The organism is Pseudomonas sp. 43mfcvi1.1 (assembly GCF_900115935.1).
In the GTDB taxonomy this organism is placed as follows: domain Bacteria; phylum Pseudomonadota; class Gammaproteobacteria; order Pseudomonadales; family Pseudomonadaceae; genus Aquipseudomonas; species Aquipseudomonas bijieensis.
The window spans coordinates 296,012-313,575 of record NZ_UETT01000007.1 but is presented as its reverse complement, the minus strand read 5'-3'; the positions used below and the strand labels follow the sequence as shown (position 1 = coordinate 313,575).

The following is a 17,564-nucleotide window of genomic DNA, read 5'->3' as shown; positions in this document are numbered from 1 at the left end:
CGGCCTATCGCCTGTCCCGTGACAGGCATCGACCAGGCAGAGGCCCATCATGATCTACGCACAACCCGGAACCCCAGGCGCCGTCGTTTCCTTCAAACCGCGTTATGGCAATTTCATCGGCGGCGAATTCGTCGCGCCGGTCAATGGCGAGTACTTCACCAACACGTCCCCGGTCAACGGCGAAGTCATCGCCGAGTTCCCACGCTCCAGCGCCGCCGACATCGACAAGGCCCTGGATGCCGCCCACGCCGCAGCCGACGCCTGGGGCAAGACCTCGGTGCAGGACCGTTCCCTGGTGCTGCTGAAAATCGCCGACCGTATCGAGCAGCACCTGGAAGTCCTCGCCATCAGCGAGACCTGGGACAACGGCAAGGCCGTGCGCGAAACCCTCAATGCCGACGTACCGCTGTCGGCTGACCATTTCCGTTACTTCGCCGGCTGCATTCGCGCCCAAGAGGGCGGGGCCGCCGAGATCAACGAACTGACCACGGCCTATCATTTCCATGAGCCGCTGGGTGTGGTCGGGCAGATCATCCCGTGGAACTTTCCGCTGCTGATGGCCGCCTGGAAACTCGCCCCGGCCCTGGCCGCCGGTAACTGCATCGTGCTCAAGCCGGCGGAGCAGACGCCGCTGTCGATCACGGTCTTCATCGAACTGATCGCCGACCTGCTGCCGCCCGGTGTGTTGAACATCGTCCATGGTTTCGGCCGTGAAGCCGGTGAAGCCCTGGCCACCAGCAAGCGCATCGCCAAGATCGCCTTTACCGGCTCCACTCCAGTCGGCTCGCACATCATGAAATGCGCCGCCGAGAACATCATCCCGTCCACCGTGGAGCTGGGCGGCAAGTCGCCGAACATCTTCTTCGAAGACATCATGCAGGCCGAGCCAGCCTTCATCGAAAAAGCCGCCGAAGGCCTGGTGCTGGCGTTCTTCAACCAGGGCGAAGTCTGCACCTGCCCATCCCGCGCCCTGGTGCAGGAGTCGATCTATGTGCCGTTCATGGCCGAGGTGATGCAGAAAATCGCCAAGATCAAGCGCGGCAACCCACTGGATACCGAGACCATGGTCGGTGCCCAGGCTTCCCAGCAGCAATACGACAAGATCCTCTCCTACCTGGAAATCGCCCGGGAAGAGGGCGCCGAACTGCTGACCGGCGGTGCGGCCGAGCATCTGGAGGGCGACTTGTCGAGTGGCTATTACATCCAGCCGACCCTGCTCAAGGGGCATAACAAGATGCGTGTGTTCCAGGAGGAGATCTTCGGCCCGGTGGTGGGTGTGACCACCTTCAAGGACGAAGCCGAAGCCCTGGCCATCGCCAACGACACCGAGTTCGGCCTCGGCGCCGGCCTGTGGACCCGCGACATCAACCGCGCCTACCGCATGGGCCGGGCGATCAAGGCCGGTCGCGTCTGGACCAACTGCTACCACCTGTACCCGGCGCACGCCGCGTTCGGTGGCTACAAGAAGTCCGGCGTGGGTCGTGAGACGCACAAGATGATGCTCGACCACTACCAGCAGACCAAGAACCTGCTGGTGAGCTACGACATCAATCCGTTGGGGTTCTTCTAACCCAGCAACACTGCACCCCCTGTGGGAGCGAGCCTGCTGTGGGAGCAAGGCTTGCCCGCGATACAGACGACTCGGTCAGCCGGTCAGGCCGAGGGCGATTCATCGCGAGCAAGCTTTGCTCCCACAGCAGGCCCCACATTTGAATATGTATGCCCCTGAATTGATACCAACGCACCCCACCCACCGCTTCGAAAGTAGCATTCGAACGCCGGGTACAGCGTGCATTAATGACTTGCCGGAATCGCCCGGTACAAGAAGAGGAAAGACCCATGTGGACTAAACCCGCGTACACCGACCTGCGTATTGGCTTTGAAGTGACGATGTACTTCGCCAACCGATGAGTGCCGGCCCGGCCTGGAGCGTTCAGGCCGGGCTACCCATTGGTCTGATTGCAATCGCGGTGGGATGCTTTAGGCTCAAGGTATCCCACGACAATAACAACAGGCTTACCGATGAGCCACGTACCTGAAAAAATGAGCCTCAGCCCGCTGCGCAAGTTCGTTTCCCCTGAAATCATGTTTGGTGCCGGTTGTCGGCACAATGTCGGCAATTACGCCAAGACCTTCGGTGCACGCAAGGTGCTGATCGTCACCGACCCCGGGGTCATCGCCGCCGGTTGGGTGGCTGACGTCGAAGCCAGTCTCCAGGCCCAAGGCATCGATTACTGTGTCTACAGCGCGGTCTCGCCCAATCCGCGGGTCGAGGAAGTGATGCTCGGTGCCGACCTTTACCGGGAAAACCATTGCGATGTCATCGTCGCGGTGGGTGGTGGCAGCCCGATGGATTGCGGTAAAGGCATCGGCATCGTCGTTGCCCATGGCCGCAACATTCTTGAGTTCGAAGGCGTCGATACCCTGCATGTACCCAGTCCGCCGCTGATCCTTATTCCCACCACGGCGGGGACGTCGGCTGACGTGTCGCAGTTCGTGATCATTTCCAACCAGCAAGAACGAATGAAGTTTTCCATCGTCAGCAAGGCGGCGGTACCGGATGTATCGCTGATCGACCCGGAAACCACCCTGAGCATGGACCCGTTCCTGTCCGCCTGTACCGGCATCGACGCCTTGGTACATGCCATCGAGGCCTTCGTGTCCACCGGCCACGGCCCGCTGACCGACCCCCATGCGCTGGAAGCGATGCGCCTGATCAACGGCAACCTGGTGCAAATGATCGCCAACCCGGCGGACATCGCCCTGCGGGAAAAGATCATGTTGGGCAGCATGCAGGCCGGGTTGGCGTTCTCCAACGCGATTCTCGGTGCAGTTCACGCGATGTCCCATAGCCTGGGCGGTTTCCTCGATTTACCCCATGGCTTGTGCAACGCGGTCCTGGTGGAGCATGTAGTGGCGTTCAACTACAACTCGGCGCCGGACCGTTTCAAGGTGATTGCCGAGACGCTGGGCATCGATTGCCGAGGGCTCAACCACCGGCAGATCCGCACCCGGTTGGTGGAGCACCTGATTGCCCTCAAGCACACCATCGGCTTCCACGAGACCCTGGGCCTGCATGGCGTGAGCACCTCGGACATTCCGTTCCTGTCGCAACATGCGATGGATGACCCGTGCATCCTTACCAATCCTCGGGAGTCGAGCCAGCGGGATGTCGAGGTCGTCTATGGCGAAGCCCTCTGACGAGCAGCAAAAAGCCCTGGCCGGGCTGCTGGGGCTGGGCAACCATTCAACGCGCAAGAGTCACTACCCGGAACTGGCGGCGCGCCTCGATGAGCTGGAACAGGCCCGGCAACACCTGCAACAGCTCAATGATCAGCTGGAGCAGCGAGTGGCCGAGCGCACCGATGCGTTGCTGGAGGCCAACCACAACCTGCAGCAGCAGATCGCCCAGCGCGAGTTGATCGAACAGCAGTTGCGCGATGCCCGGGACGCCGCCCAGGCCGCCAATCGCAGCAAGGACAAATACCTGGCCGCCGCCAGTCATGATCTGTTGCAGCCACTCAACGCGGCCCGCCTGCTGATCGCCACGTTGCGCGAACGCCAGTTGCCTACCGCCGAGCATGTGCTGGTGGAACGGACCCACCAGGCGCTCGAAGGGGCTGAAGACCTGCTCACCGACCTGCTGGACATCTCTCGGCTGGATCAAGCCGCCGTCAAGCCCGACCTGGCGCCGTATCGGCTGGATGAGTTGCTGGGTCCGCTGGTTTCAGAGTTTCAATCGGTGGCCGGCGCCGCCGGGTTGGACCTGCGGGCGCGGTTTGGCGACGAAGCGGTGCTGACCGACTTGCGCTTGATCAGCCGTATCCTGCGCAACCTGCTGAGCAATGCCTGCCGCTATACCGATCAGGGCGGTATTCTCCTGGCGGCCCGGCGCCGGGGAGGGCAATTGAGCATTGAAGTCTGGGATACCGGGCGTGGCATCGCTGCCGATTGCCTGGAGTCGATTTTCCTTGAATTCAACCAGCTCGACGTCGGCCGGGCGGCGGACCGCAAAGGCGTGGGCCTGGGGCTGGCGATTGTCGAACGCATCGCCCACATCCTCGGCTATCGGGTCCAGGTACGCTCTCGGCCGGGACGTGGTTCGGTGTTCAGCATCGAGGTGCCGCTGTCCAGCGAAAAGCCCCTGCCCGTGTCGCTGCTCCCCGTACAGGCGGTTGCCGGCAACCCGCTGCCAGGGCGGCGTTTGTTGGTAATCGACAACGAATTGAGCATTTTGCAAAGCATGGCTGCGCTGTTGGGGCAGTGGGGCTGCGAAGTGTTGACCGCCACCGACGAAGCGGGCGCCCTCGACGTGCTACAAGAACGCGCGCCGGAGTTGATCCTGGCGGATTTCCACCTGGATCATGGGGTCGTGGGCTGTGAAGTGGTCAAACACCTGCGCGAGCATTTCCAGCAGGCGATCCCCGCAGTGATCATCACCGCCGACCGCAGCGACCAATGCCGCCGCGCCCTGCGCAAACTGGGTGCGCCGCTGCTCAACAAACCGGTCAAGCCTGGCAAGTTGCGGGCGGTGTTGAGCCAGATGCTCGGGTAGCGGCCCTCTTAAAGAGCACCGAAATCGCAACTACCACAAATCCTTGTGGGAGCGAGCCTGCTCGCGATAGTAGTTTCATGTTATGTTATCCGCTTTCGTTTGGCAGGGATTCTCATTCCTCGCCTTGCACGGACCAACGACCTTCCATCCGAGTAATGCCATGAGCCTACCTTCAAGCATGACGAGCCCGTCCGGCGTCATCGCGCCTTCACTTGTAACCAGCGCCGCCAAAATCCATGTACGCATGCTTGCCATCGATGCCCTGCGCGGTTTCGTCATGTTGCTGATGCTGGTGGATCACGTTCGCGAGACATTCCTGCTGCATCGTCAGGTCACCGACCCCATCGATGCGCTCAGCGTGACCCCGGACCTGTATTTCACCCGTCTGCTCAGTACGCTCTGTGCCCCGGTCTTCATTTTCCTCACCGGTTTGTCGGCCTGGCTCTACAGCCAGAAACATACCGCCGGCCAGACCTCGTTGTTCCTGCTCAAGCGTGGCTTGTTCCTGGTCTTCCTGGAATTGACCTTCGTGTGTTTCGCCTGGAACGCCGAGTTCCCGCCCAAGACCCTGTGGCTGCAAGTGATCTGGTGCATTGGCATCTGCATGATCGTCCTGGCCGCCTTGCTGCACCTCAAGCGCAGTTGGCTGATCGTCCTCGGCGTTGCCATCGTCGCCGGGCACAATCTGTTGGACGGTGTGGTGCTGGGGCCAGACTCTCCGTTTTTCGTGCCGTGGTCGATTCTTCATCAACGGGCGTTCATCGATATCACCGAGTTCACCCGGGCCCGCACCACGTATCCGGTGCTGCCGTGGATTGGCGTGATCCTGCTGGGCTGGGCCATCGGGCCGTGGTTTGGCAAGGACGTTGAACCCGCCGTGCGCCTGCGGCGGTTGTTCAAGACGGGCCTGGGCCTGCTGCTGGCCTTTGTGCTCATCCGTTACCTGAACGTATACGGCGATAAACCCTGGGTCCAGACCGGCGATGCGCTGCGCACCTTCATGAGCTTCATGAGCGCGACGAAGTATCCGCCGTCGCTGATGTTCCTGATGCCGACCCTGGGAATAGGGCTGATGTTGCTGGCTCTCTTTGAAAAAGCCCAGGAGCGGGGTGTTATTGCGCTGTTGGCGATCTATGGCGGCGCACCGATGTTCTTTTACCTGCTGCACCTTTACGTGCTCAAGGCCCTGTACCTGATCGCAGTTGCCATCTGGGGCACCAACCAGGGTACTTATTTCGGGTTCGATGATTTACCCATGGTGTGGTTGTGGAGTGTGTTACTGGGTGTCGTGCTGTTTTTTCCGACCCGTTGGTTCGCCGGGTTCAAGCAACGGCGGCGTGATATCGCGATCCTCAAGTATCTTTGACCCACAGGGGCTCTGGACGCGCGAACGGTGCCGATCAGGGCCATTAAAATGCCGTCATTTGGTCGGCGTTTTTGCCATGAATGTAAAAAGACGCTTCGGTCTGTTTATTTCCTTATGTAAACTGCCCCCCGCTGCGACAATCGGGCACGGCCACGCCAGGCCCGATCAACACCGTTCGCAGCGTCCCTCACCCCAGCTGAAGCCAAGACCTACAAGAAGTCAGCGCCGGAGAGACATAAACGAGAGGCCGACGTATCGCTCGGCCCTGTAGGTCCATCCTCCAGTCCGTCTCGATACCCATCCTGCTGGCGTTGCCGGTGGCCGATGAGGTCTATCCTTGACCAGGGCAGGTGGACGGAATGGCGTTCATCCTAGGGATACACACATGTTGAAGAAAACACACACGGCGCTACTGGGCCTGGCGATGGCGATGGGTCTTGCGACCACGCACGCCGCCGAGCCAAAAAAAGTGGATGTCTTGCTCATTGGTGGGGGCATCATGAGCTCGACACTCGGCGTCTGGCTCAATGAGCTGGAGCCGGGCTGGACCATGGAAATGGTCGAGCGCCTGGACGGTGTTGCCGAAGAGAGCTCCAACGGCTGGAACAATGCCGGTACCGGTCACTCCGCGCTGGCCGAGCTGAACTACACGCCGGAAGACAAGAACGGCAAGGTCGATATCTCCAAGGCCATCGAAATCAACGAAGCCTTCCAGATCTCCCGTCAGTTCTGGTCCTGGCAGGTCAAGAACGGTGTGTTGAAGAACCCGCGTTCGTTCATCAACTCCACGCCGCACATGAGCTTTTTGTGGGGCGACGAGAACATCGCGTTCCTGAAGAAACGCTACGAAGCCCTCCAGGCCAGCCCGTTGTTCGCGGGCATGCAGTACTCCGAAGATCGCGAGCAGATCAGCAAGTGGGTTCCGCTGATGATGCAAGGGCGTGACCCGAGCCAGAAAGTCGCGGCCACTTGGAGCCCACTGGGCACCGACGTGAACTTCGGCGAAATCACGCGTCAATTCGCAGCTTATCTGCAAACCAAGCCGAACTTCTCCCTCAAGCTGTCCAGCGAAGTGGAAGACATCACCCGCAACGAAGACGGCACCTGGCGCGTTTCCTACAAGAACCTTAAAGACGGTACCGAAACCGAGACCGACGCCAAGTTCGTGTTCATTGGCGCTGGCGGCGGTGCCTTGCATCTGCTGCAGAAGTCCGACATCCCGGAAGCGCGTGAATACGCAGGTTTCCCGGTGGGTGGTTCGTTCCTGGTCACCGAAAATCCGACCGTTGCCCAGTTGCACCTGGCCAAGGCGTACGGCAAGGCTTCGGTCGGCGCACCGCCGATGTCGGTTCCACACCTGGACACCCGAGTGCTGGACGGCAAGCGCGTGATCCTGTTTGGCCCGTTCGCAACGTTCTCCACCAAGTTCCTGAAGAACGGTTCGTACTTCGACCTGCTGACCAGCACCACCACCCACAACGTATGGCCGATGACCAAAGTCGGTATCGAACAGTACCCACTGGTCGAGTACCTGGCCGGCCAGCTGATGCTGTCGGATGAAGACCGTTTCGCCGCCTTGAAGGAATACTTCCCGGAAGCCAAGCAGGAAGACTGGCGCCTGTGGCAGGCTGGCCAGCGCGTGCAGATCATCAAGCGTGACGAAGAGAAGGGCGGCGTGCTGAAACTCGGTACCGAAGTGGTCGCTTCCCAGGACGGCAGCATCGCCGGCCTGCTGGGTGCTTCGCCAGGCGCCTCGACCGCTGCGCCGATCATGCTGACCGTGCTTGAGAAGGTCTTCAAGGACAAGGTCGCCAGCCCGGCCTGGCAGGAAAAACTGCGCCAGATCGTGCCGAGCTACGGCACCAAGCTCAACGATAGCCCTGAGCGTGTTGCCCAGGAATGGGCCTACACCAGCGAGGTCCTGCAACTGGATCCGCCGCCAGCGATTGGCAAGCCAGGGACCCCTGCGGCACCGGCCAAGCCGGCTGCTGCCCGCGAAGCCAATCCAGCGGCTGACATGGCGCTGTAAACCGGACACTGTCTGGTGAGGTACAAGAACGCCGCTCATTGAGCGGCGTTTTTTTTGCTCCCATCACAAGCCGCTCGGGCGTATACCGACACCCACTGTGCGGGCTTGCTCGCGAAGACGGCAGTCCATTCAACATCCCCTCCAACTGACCCACCGCTTTCGCGAGCAAGCCTGCTCCCACAGAACGCCTGAGGCGAGCATCAGATCTGAAAACACCCGAGAATCCCTGTGGGAGCGAGCCTGCTCGCGAAGACGGTAGCCCATTCAACATCCCGCCAACTGACCCAACGCCATCGTGATCGCGAGCAGGCTCGCTCCCACCAGACCTCACGCTCCATACCCTTCCAAATGAAGCTTTCATGACAAAAGTTCGGTAGCACATCGCCATTCCCGTCATGCCTGTGTGACGTGTTCGAGGGGACCTTTCAGGTCGTTTGGAGCCGGGGCGCGAAGCCGGGAGTGAGGCGATGGGGACTATGGAACGTTATTCGAAAGTAGGCATGCAGGAGCTTGACCAGCGGCTGTCGAAGATCGTCGAGGCGGCGCGCAAGCAGCCGGTCTCGGTGTATCGCTACGGCGCGCCGTGGGTCTGGATCGTTTCCCAGGATGATTGGCAGGGCGCGCTCAAGGAAGTGTCCAGCTACATCCCGCAGGGCCATTCACTGGTGTTGCTGCGGCCGCAGATCGATGACCTGCTGGATGAGCATCGCGAGGTGCTGCAAGGCCTCAACGCCAGCGCCCAGATGCTGATCGCGCCGCAAACCGCCATGCACATCCTCCTGCTGCAACTGCTCTATTCAGTGCCCAGCGAGCAGCAACTCTACGAACAACTCAACTACAACCTGCTGTTCCGCTGGTTCGTCGGCCTGGACCTGAACCAGAAGGTCTGGAGCTTCAACGTCCTGAGCAAAGACCTCGCCACGCTGCTGGGCGACGCGCGGGCGGTGCAGCTCATCCAGAAAATCATTGGTGAAGTGTTCTGTGGCGCCTTGCTGCAAATGCCGGAGTTCTCCTTGAATTTCGCGCTGCTGCATACCTGGCTGGCCCGGCATGCCACGACATCGACCGCTAGCAATTGAGCCGTACTTTGAATTCAGGGGGTGGTGTGGAGCATTTCTTCAAATCGCGGCCGGCGCTGTGGGGCTGGCTGCTGTTGGCGGTCGGGGGGCCGTCGGCATTCGCCGCAGAAGGAGGGCAGGGGGCCGAAGCGGCGCCGGTTCGCCTGGTGGACGTGAACGAGTATTTCGTGCGTGGCAACACCGTGCTCGATGCCCGGGCCATCGAAGAAGCGGTGTATCCGTTCCTCGGCCCGCAAAGGGCCTTGAGCGACATCGAAGGCGCCCGGGAAGCGCTGCAAAAGGCCTATCAGGCGCGCGGTTACCAATCGGTGTTCGTCGAGTTGCCAGAGCAGAAGGTCGAAGACGGCATCGTCTACCTGCAAGTCAGCGAAACCAAGGTCGGTCGGGTGCGCGTGGTGGGGGCCAAGCACTATTCGCCCGTGGAAATCCGTGACGACGTGCCGGCGCTCAAGGAAGGCGAGGTACCGGATTTCGCCCAGGTCCAGGCGGAACTGGCGCAGTTGAACAAGACCCCGGGGCGCCAGGTCATGCCGCTGGTACGCGAAGGCCAGCGCCCCGGAACCATGGACGTCGATTTGCAGGTCGAAGACCAGAACCCCTGGCAAGCCAGCCTGGGGCTGAACAACGACTACAGCGCCGACACCGAAAAACTGCGTACGGTCGCGAGCCTGGGCTACAACAACCTCTGGCAATTGGGCCACAGCGTTTCGCTGACTTTCTTTACCGCCCCCCAGGACACCGAAAACGCCAAGGTCTGGTCGGGTTCCTACACCGCGCCGCTGAGCGAACGCTGGAGCGTGCAATTCTCGGGTTACCAATCCGACAGCAACGTGGCGACCGTCGGCGGCAGCAACGTGTTGGGCAAAGGGCATTCCTACGGGGTGTCGGCGATCTACAGCCTGCCGTCCAGCGGGGCATGGGTCAACAGCTTTTCGGTCGGGGTGGACTTCAAGGATTTCGACGAGGAGCTCAACCTCGGCGGCGCCAGCGACAAGGCACCGCTCAAGTACGCGCCATTCACCTTTGCCTACAACGGCTTTCGCTACACCGAAAACAGCCAGTTGGGCCTCGGCCTGAGCCTGGTGGCGGGTACGCGTAGCCTGCTGGGCTATGGCAGCACCGACGAAGAATTCGACTACAAGCGCTATCGCGCCAGCCCCTCCTTCGCCGTGCTCAAGGGCGACGGTAATTACACCTTCACCTTCGCCAATGATTGGCAAACCGCCTCCAAGGCCGCTTTCCAACTGGCCTCCGGGCCGCTGGTTTCCAACGAACAATTCTCCGCCGGCGGCGCCACCTCGGTACGCGGCTATCTGGCTGCCGAGCGCACCGGGGACGACGGCTACTTGCTGTCCCAGGAGCTGCGCACTCCGTCGCTAGCCAAGTTTCTCGGCAGCTATGTCCAGGAGTGGCGCTTCTATGCCTTCGCCGAAGGCGCGCAGTTGTACCTGCGCGACGAACTGCCCGATCAGGAAGCCGATTACAGCCTCGCCAGCGTCGGCCTCGGCACCCGCGCGAGCCTGAGCAAATGGCTGTCCGGCAGCCTCGACTGGGGCTATCCGCTGCTCGAAGGGCCGAACACCTCGAAACAGGAATCGCGCCTGCACTTCAACCTGCAAGCGACGTTTTGAACCCAGGAGTCATGTCCATGCAACGCTTACTGTTATCCCTGTTTATCTGCCTGGGGCTGGTGCTTCCGGCGACCGCCAACGCCTGGTGGCAGGACGACTGGCACTATCGCAAACAGATTTCGGTGGACACCACGCCCCAGGGCGCCGCCATCGCCCAGGCCCTGGGACGCACCGCGTTGCTGGTGCGCCTGCACACCGGCAACTTCACCTTCGACGGCGTCAAGGACGACGGCTCGGACCTGCGCTTCGTCAGTGCCGACGACAAGACCGTGCTCAACCACCAGATTGAAAGCTTCGATCCGCTGATGGGCATGGCGCTGATCTGGGTCGATGTGCCGAGCGTGGAGGGCGGTCAGCGTCAGGACCTGTGGATGTATTACGGCAACCAGAAGGCGCCGGCCACCGGCAGCGGCCAGTTGACCTTCGACCCGGATTACACCGCGCTGTACCACTTCGACGGCGCCACCGGCGTACCGCCCAAGGACACCACGGCCTACGGCAACAACGCCCAGGGCGCGACCGGCACCAGCATCGACGGCGTGATCGGGCGTGCCTTGCAGTTCAACGGCCAGCCGCTGCTGTTGCCCGCCAGCCCTTCGTTGCAACACAGTGCCGGCGCGGCATTCACCTTCAGCACCTGGCTGCGCCAGCACCAGGCCAGCGGCGAACAGATCGTCCTGGCCCGTCGCGAAGCCGCCACCAGTCTGTTGGTGGGCGTAAACCAGGGTGTGCCGTTCGTGGCGATCAATGACCAGCGCGCGGTCTCGACCCAACCGCTGAATCCCGGCCAATGGCAGCACTTGGCGTTGACCGCCTCGGGCGACCGGGTCGTGCTGTATGTCAATGGACGTGAAGCCGCCAGCCTGGCGCTGGCGATGCCGGCGTTCAATGCGCCGATTGCCTTGGGTGCTGACGTTTCCGCCGGTGCTTTCGCGCCTTTCAGCGGGGCCATGGACGAAGCGCGGTTGTCCAAGGTCGCCCGCCCGGCGCCGTTGCTATTGGCCGACGCCAATGCCCAGGGCGCCGAATCGAAACTGGTGGCCTACGGGGTCGATGAAGAACAGTCCGGCTTCGGTTTCGGCAGCCTGGGTTTCCTGCTCAAGGCCGTGCCGCTGGACGCTTGGGTGATCATTGGGGTGCTGGTGCTGATGATGTTCCAGTCGTGGATCATCATGATCCGCAAGAACCGCATGGTCAGCCGTCTCAGCGCGGCCAACGAAGCGTTTCGCGAGCAGTTCGCCAGGATCGGCACGCGCCTGGAAATGTTCGCCGACGACCAGGACCTCGCCCAGCGCCTGCAACACTCGTCGCTGTGGCGCCTGTACCTGGTGGCCGTCAAGGAAATCCGCACCCGTCGTGAGCAGGGCGCTGATACCTCGTCGGTGTCCGCCGCCACCATCGAGGCGATCCGCTGCTCCATGGACGGCGTGCGCACCCGGGAAAACCAGCAACTGAGTTCGAAGCTCTCGACCCTGTCCAACGCCATTGCCGGCGGCCCCTACATTGGTCTGCTCGGCACGGTATTGGGGATCATGGTGGTGTTCCTCGGCACGGCGATGGCCGGTGACGTCAACATCAACGCCATCGCCCCGGGCATGGCTGCAGCCTTGCTCGCTACCGCCATGGGCCTGTTCGTCGCGATTCCTGCGCTGTTTGGCTACAACCGCCTGATCACCCGCAACAAGGAAGTCAGCGCCGACATGCGGGTTTTCGTCGACGAGTTCATCACGCGCCTGGCGGAAATGCACGGCGAAGGCCAGTCCGGTGAAGCGGCGCAGCGCCGCAACCATCACGCCCAATCGTCCGTACCGGCCTGAGGAAATCGCCATGGCTAGCGTAAACGCTTCACACGATGACGACGATGACGCGGCGGTCGACAGCATCAACATCACGCCGCTGGTGGACGTGCTCATGGTGGTGTTGGTGATGTTCATCCTCACCGCCACGGCCCAGGTGTCGGGGATCCAGATCAACCTGCCCAAGGCCAGCGCCTCGGTGTCGTTGTCCGAGGCCAAGACCAAGGCGATTTCGGTGAACGATGGCGGGCAGGTGTTCCTCGATGCCTATCCGGTGACCCTGGCCGAGCTGGAAGAGCGCCTGCGCATCGAGAAGGCGCAGAGCCCGGACTTTCCGGTGATCGTGCGCGGCGACGCCACGGTGCAGTACCAGAAAGTCATTGAAGTGCTGGATCTGTTGCGGCGTCTGGAACTGTCCCAGGTCGGTCTCGTCACCGGCAAACCGAGCCAGGGCTGATCATGACCGCCAGACTTCCCATCGATCCGCCTCCCGTGAAGCCCTCGCCGTTGCGCCTGCTCAAGTGGGCCGCCGGCCTGCTGCTCGGCGCCGTGGCGGCTTGGCTGCTGTGGCAGTGGGCCAACGACATGAGTGGCGTGCGCCGCGAAGCACCGAAGGTGCCGACCATCATCCCGCTGCCGCCGCCTCCGCCCCCACCACCGCCGGAGAAACCCAAGGAGCCGGAGCCCCAGGTCGAGGAAAAGGTGGTCGAGCCAGAGCCGACCCCGGAACCCGAAGAGGTCAAGCCCGAGGAAGAGGCGCCGCCATCGCCGGTCGATGACCTGGCGAACCCGATGCAAATGGACGGCGATGCCCAGTCCGGCAACGACGCCTTCAACATCGGCGCCGGCAAGGGCGGCGGCATGGCCGGGGCAGGGGGCGGACGCCTGGGCAATGGCACCTACAGCCAGTTTTTGGCGTTCACCTTCCAGCGCTTGCTGCGAGAAAACCCCGACCTGCGCAGCCTGGCGTTCTCGCTGCAGGCCGATGTCTGGCTCAGTGCCGCGGGCGAAATCACCCGGGTCGAGCTGGTCAAGTCCAGCGGCAACCCGCAAGTCGATGAACAGGTGATTTCCGCGCTGCGTGCGGCGCCCCATTTGAGTGAACGGCCACCGGCCTCCCTGACTTTGCCCGTGCGCCTGTCCTTGCAAGGGCGCCGACCGGGTTAATCGAATTTTTAGAAAGTTTGCCAACAGGAGTTGTGTGCAGATGATTTCCAATGTGAATCGATTGTCGTGGGCGATCGGCCTGGTGGTCCTGAGCCTGGCCGGGCACGCGGTCGCCGCCCCGGCGCCTTCGGAAAACGCCACGATCAATCTGATCCGCCTGCTGGTGCAGCAGGGCGTGTTGAAGCAGGACCAGGCCGATGGCTTGATCGCCCAGGCCGAACGCGAAGCCGTGCAGGCCCGCCAGGCGGCCACGGCGGTTGCCGCAGCGCCGGCCGGTGCGCCAGGGGACGTGCGGGTGCAATACGTGCCGAACATTGTGCGTGAGCAGATCCGCGACCAGGTCAAGGCCGAAGTCATGGCCACTGCCAAGCAGGAAAACTGGGCTCAGCCCAACACCTTCCCGGATTGGGTTTCGCGTATCAGCTTCGATGGCGATATTCGCCTGCGGGATGAGTCGCGCTATTACTCGGGTACCAACAGCAACGAAATCGTCGACTTCGCCCGGCTCAATGATAAAGGCCCCTACGACGTCAACCCCAACAGCAGCTCCAGCCTGCCGCCGTTGCTCAACACCCGCGAAGACCGGGAAAACCTGTTCCGCCTGCGCGCACGCCTGGGCATGAAGGCCGTGATCGCCCCGCAATGGACCGCGGGCATTCGCATCGGCACCGGCTCGGACAACAACCCGGTGTCCACCACCCAGACCCTCGGTGGCGGTTTCGGCAAGAAAGACATCTGGCTCGACCAGGGCTACCTGACCTGGAAGCCATCGGACGAACTGACCCTGACCGGCGGGCGTTTCGCCAACCCGTTTTTCTCCACCGACCTGTTGTATTCCGGTGACCTGAACTTCGATGGCGTGGCGGCGAATTTCAACCACAAGCTCAATCAGGACTGGGGCGTCTTCGGCACCGTCGGCGCGTTCCCGGTGGAGTACACCAACGACACCAGCACCAGCAACGGCAGCGACAAGGAAGAGAGCGATAACAAGTGGTTGTACGGTGCGCAACTGGGGGCCAACTGGGCGATCAACGACAGCAACCGGATCAAGGGGGCCTTGGCCTATTACCGCTTCGACGACATCGAAGGCCAGCGCTCTTCGCCGTGCCAGCCTTGGGCCGGTGATCCAGGCTGCGACAGCGACGGATCGCGGGTGGCGTTCATGCAGAAGGGCAACACCGTGTTCCTGCTACGCGACATCACGCCCAACCCCCTCAATCCTTCCACCACGCCGCAGCCGCAATACGTCGGCCTGGCCTCGGAATTCAACCTGCTGGACCTGAACCTTGCCTGGGACACCGATCTGCCCGAAGACCTGAAGCTGCGCAGCCAGGCCCACTACGTCCACAACCTGGGCTATGACGAGGGCGAGATGCGCAAGCGCTCCGCCGGGCAGTTCGCCAACAACCTGGACAGTGATGGCGAGGTGGAAAGCGGCGCCAACGCCTGGATGCTCCAGTTCACTCTCGGCAACTCGCTGGAACTCAAGCGCGAGGGCGACTGGAACCTGTTCGCTGGCTACAAGTACATCCAACCGGACGCCTTGCCGGACGGTTTCAACGATTCGTCATTCCATCTGGGTGGCACCAACGCCAAGGGTTATTTCCTGGGCGGCAACTATGGCCTGGCGAGCAACGTCTTCGCCACCGGTCGCTGGTTGAGTTCCGAAGCGGTGTACGGCGCGCCGTACGACATCGATGTCTTGCAGCTTGAAATCAACACGCGCTTCTAAGCGCAGGGAGGCCTCATGAAAAGGCGAGCCAAATACCCATGCCCGGCCGCGTTGCTGGTGCTGGGCCTGCTGCTCGGCGGCGTGGCCCATGGCGAAGGCCTGGAAGAACGGCTGCGGGCACAACTGCGCAGCACTACCGCGCAGTTGCAGGCCCTGCAAAGCGAGCAGGCCCAAGCCAGCGCCGCTCGTCAGGCTGCGGAGGGGCAGGCCAGGGACGCCCAGGCGCAGATCAAGCAATTGACCGCGCAACTGGCCAAGGCCCAGGCCGTGATCGACCAACTGGCCGGGCACCAGCAAAACCTGCAAAGCCAGGCCCAGGCCCAGGTGGCTGCCAGCAACGAACAGGTCGGCAAATTCAAGAAAGCCTATGAAGAACTGCTGGCCCTGGCCCGTGGCAAAGAGACCGAGCGGGCTCGCCTGGAGGGGCAATTGAGCGAGCGTGACACACAAGTGCAGCAATGTTCGGTCAAGAATCAGCAAATGTACGAAGTCGCCAAGACGCTGCTGCATGCCTACGAAACCATTGATGTGACCGACATCATGAAGATCCGCCAGCCGTTCGCGGCCAAGGCCCGGGTGCGTTTCGAGGAGCTGGCCCAAGGCTTTGGCGATGATCTCTACAAGAACCGTTTCGATGCGCCCCAGGCCTCGATCACTCACTGAACAGCACAAGGAAGAATCGCGCATGACCTCAATGATTGAATACGTCGGTGCCAAATCCCTGACCGAGTTGTTGCAGGCCGCTGGCTATCGGGTCAACGAAACCGAGCAGAACGGCATCGTGCAACTGCTCAGCGCCAGCCAGGGCATCGGCTTTGCCGTGCGCTTGGGCAATCCTGCGCCGACAGCAGGCGAATACCTGGACTTCACCTTCAGCTGTGCCTTGCGGGTACAGGGCGAGTTGCCGGCTGGATTGGCAGAGCAATGGAACGCCTCGCGCCGCTTTGCCCGGTTGTCGTTGCAGGGCGGATTCCTGGTGATGGAAATGGACGTGGTGGTGGCGGCAGGTGTGAGTGCCGATCATTTGCGCAGCCATCTGGAGCTGTGGGATCGCCTGTTGCAAGAGTTCATTGTCTACCTGCGTGAGTACAGCCAGAACGCGGCGCGCCTGCAAACCCCGGCCGAGCCCACCGAGGCGCCCTTGGAAGAGGCCGTCGCATCGTGAAAAAGCCGACTTTCGTCATCAGCGCCGCAGCGCTGGGGCTGATCGCCGTGGCGCTTGTGCTGGGCCTGCGGCCGGGCAGCGATCCGGTCGCCGCCGTGCAGACCGCCAGTGTTGTCTCGGTCGACTCGCCGAGTTTGGCCCGATTGGGCAACCAGCAGGTCAGCCCCGATGAACTCAAGGCGTTGCTGGCCGCACTGGCCCCCGAGGTTCGTCAGCAAATGCGTGGCAATCGGGCCGCGCTGGAAGGCTGGATCCGTGCCCGCCTGGCGGAAAAAGCCGTGTTGGAGCAAGCCGATGCCCAGGGCTGGCGCCAGCGTCCGGAGGTGGAGCGCCAGACGCGAGCGGCGGCCGAGCAGATTGTGTTTCGCGACTACTTGCAGTCGGTCAGCCAGGTACCGGCCGGCTATCCCAGTGAAGAAGAGTTGAAGCGGGCTTACGACGCCGGGAAAGCCAACTGGACTGCGCCGGCGTTGTACCGCGTCAGCCAGATTTTCCTGGCCGCGACCGAGCCGCAAACGGTGGAAGCGGTGCGCCGGCAAGCGTTGGAACTGAGTAAAAAGGCCCAGGCCTCGCCCGCCGAGTTCGCCGCCCTGGCCAGCCGTTTTTCCCAGGATCGCACCAGTGCCGAGCGGGGCGGCGACAGTGGTTTCCAGCCATTGCAGCAACTCGTCCCGCCGGTGCGTGAGGCGGTGGCGCGCTTGAAGGTCGGTGCGGTGTCGGATCCGGTGCAGAGCACGGCGGGCTTTCATGTCATCAAACTCGCCGAACAACAACCGCCCCGGGAAGCGACCCTGGACGAAGTCCGCGAACGCCTGACCCAGGCCCTGCGCGCCCAGCGCCAGGAGCAGATCGCCAAGGCGTACCTGGACGGCATGCTCGACACGGCTACGTTGAGCATCGATGGCGCGCAGTTGAGCAAGGTGCTGGAGGAAGGGCTCTGACCTCGACAATCTTTGGATGTGAACACCTTTGTGAGGTGAACATCTTTTGTGGCGAGGGGATTTATCTGTGGGAGCAAAGCTTGCTCCCACAGATAACCCCCTC

The 17,564-nt window shown here is 62.2% G+C and carries 15 protein-coding genes; all 15 read left to right on the top strand.

All coding sequences use genetic code 11. From position 1 onward, the window contains the following. Positions 1–49 precede the first annotated feature (49 nt). The 15 genes from DTP52_RS16090 to DTP52_RS16020 all read left to right on the top strand — a co-directional run bounded on the left by DTP52_RS16090 (position 50) and on the right by DTP52_RS16020 (position 17,461). A complete protein-coding gene (locus DTP52_RS16090) occupies positions 50–1,570 on the top strand; it encodes an aldehyde dehydrogenase family protein (protein WP_109754240.1) in 1,521 nt (506 codons plus the stop codon). A gap of 269 nt (positions 1,571–1,839) precedes the next feature. Then, positions 1,840–1,911 carry a pyrroloquinoline quinone precursor peptide PqqA gene (gene pqqA / locus DTP52_RS16085; protein ID WP_003243383.1) on the top strand — a complete coding sequence of 24 codons (72 nt, stop codon included), beginning with the start codon at positions 1,840–1,842 and terminating at the stop codon, positions 1,909–1,911. Between the two features lie 132 nt (positions 1,912–2,043). After that, positions 2,044–3,201: an alcohol dehydrogenase-like regulatory protein ErcA gene (ercA, locus tag DTP52_RS16080; RefSeq protein ID WP_109754282.1), complete on the top strand. Its 1,158-nt coding sequence runs from the start codon at positions 2,044–2,046 to the stop codon at positions 3,199–3,201. Then, positions 3,185–4,555, top strand: coding sequence for a hybrid sensor histidine kinase/response regulator (locus tag DTP52_RS16075; protein ID WP_109754239.1), 1,371 nt, complete (start codon positions 3,185–3,187; stop codon positions 4,553–4,555). Before ercA ends, DTP52_RS16075 begins: the two co-directional genes overlap by 17 nt. 178 nt (positions 4,556–4,733) lie before the next feature. Further along, a complete protein-coding gene (locus DTP52_RS16070; RefSeq protein WP_371925596.1) occupies positions 4,734–5,921 on the top strand; it encodes a DUF1624 domain-containing protein in 1,188 nt (395 codons plus the stop codon). Positions 5,922–6,306: 385 nt separating this feature from the next. Further along, complete coding sequence (gene mqo, locus DTP52_RS16065) at positions 6,307–7,950, top strand: malate dehydrogenase (quinone) (RefSeq protein WP_109754237.1); 1,644 nt, start codon at positions 6,307–6,309, stop codon at positions 7,948–7,950. Between the two features lie 476 nt (positions 7,951–8,426). Continuing rightward, a complete protein-coding gene (locus DTP52_RS31645; protein ID WP_109754236.1) occupies positions 8,427–9,029 on the top strand; it encodes a transposase in 603 nt (200 codons plus the stop codon). Between the two features lie 68 nt (positions 9,030–9,097). Next, a complete protein-coding gene (locus DTP52_RS16055) occupies positions 9,098–10,660 on the top strand; it encodes a ShlB/FhaC/HecB family hemolysin secretion/activation protein (protein WP_371925595.1) in 1,563 nt (520 codons plus the stop codon). Positions 10,661–10,677: 17 nt separating this feature from the next. Continuing rightward, a complete protein-coding gene (locus DTP52_RS16050) occupies positions 10,678–12,477 on the top strand; it encodes a DUF2341 domain-containing protein (protein WP_109754234.1) in 1,800 nt (599 codons plus the stop codon). Between the two features lie 10 nt (positions 12,478–12,487). Then, complete coding sequence (locus DTP52_RS16045) at positions 12,488–12,913, top strand: biopolymer transporter ExbD (RefSeq protein WP_003201710.1); 426 nt, start codon at positions 12,488–12,490, stop codon at positions 12,911–12,913. Between the two features lie 2 nt (positions 12,914–12,915). Then, positions 12,916–13,623, top strand: a complete 708-nt coding sequence (locus tag DTP52_RS16040; protein ID WP_109754233.1) for an energy transducer TonB — start codon at positions 12,916–12,918, stop codon at positions 13,621–13,623. Positions 13,624–13,663: 40 nt separating this feature from the next. Next, complete coding sequence (locus DTP52_RS16035; protein WP_109754232.1) at positions 13,664–15,355, top strand: putative porin; 1,692 nt, start codon at positions 13,664–13,666, stop codon at positions 15,353–15,355. 15 nt (positions 15,356–15,370) lie between these two features. Next, positions 15,371–16,018, top strand: a complete 648-nt coding sequence (locus tag DTP52_RS16030) for a DNA repair protein (RefSeq protein ID WP_109754231.1) — start codon at positions 15,371–15,373, stop codon at positions 16,016–16,018. 22 nt (positions 16,019–16,040) lie between these two features. Then, positions 16,041–16,520: a YbjN domain-containing protein gene (locus DTP52_RS16025; protein WP_109754230.1), complete on the top strand. Its 480-nt coding sequence runs from the start codon at positions 16,041–16,043 to the stop codon at positions 16,518–16,520. Further along, on the top strand, positions 16,517–17,461 hold the full coding sequence (locus tag DTP52_RS16020) for a peptidylprolyl isomerase (protein WP_109754229.1): 945 nt from the start codon (positions 16,517–16,519) through the stop codon (positions 17,459–17,461). The genes DTP52_RS16025 and DTP52_RS16020 overlap by 4 nt, the downstream gene beginning before the upstream one ends. Positions 17,462–17,564: the final 103 nt, after the last annotated feature.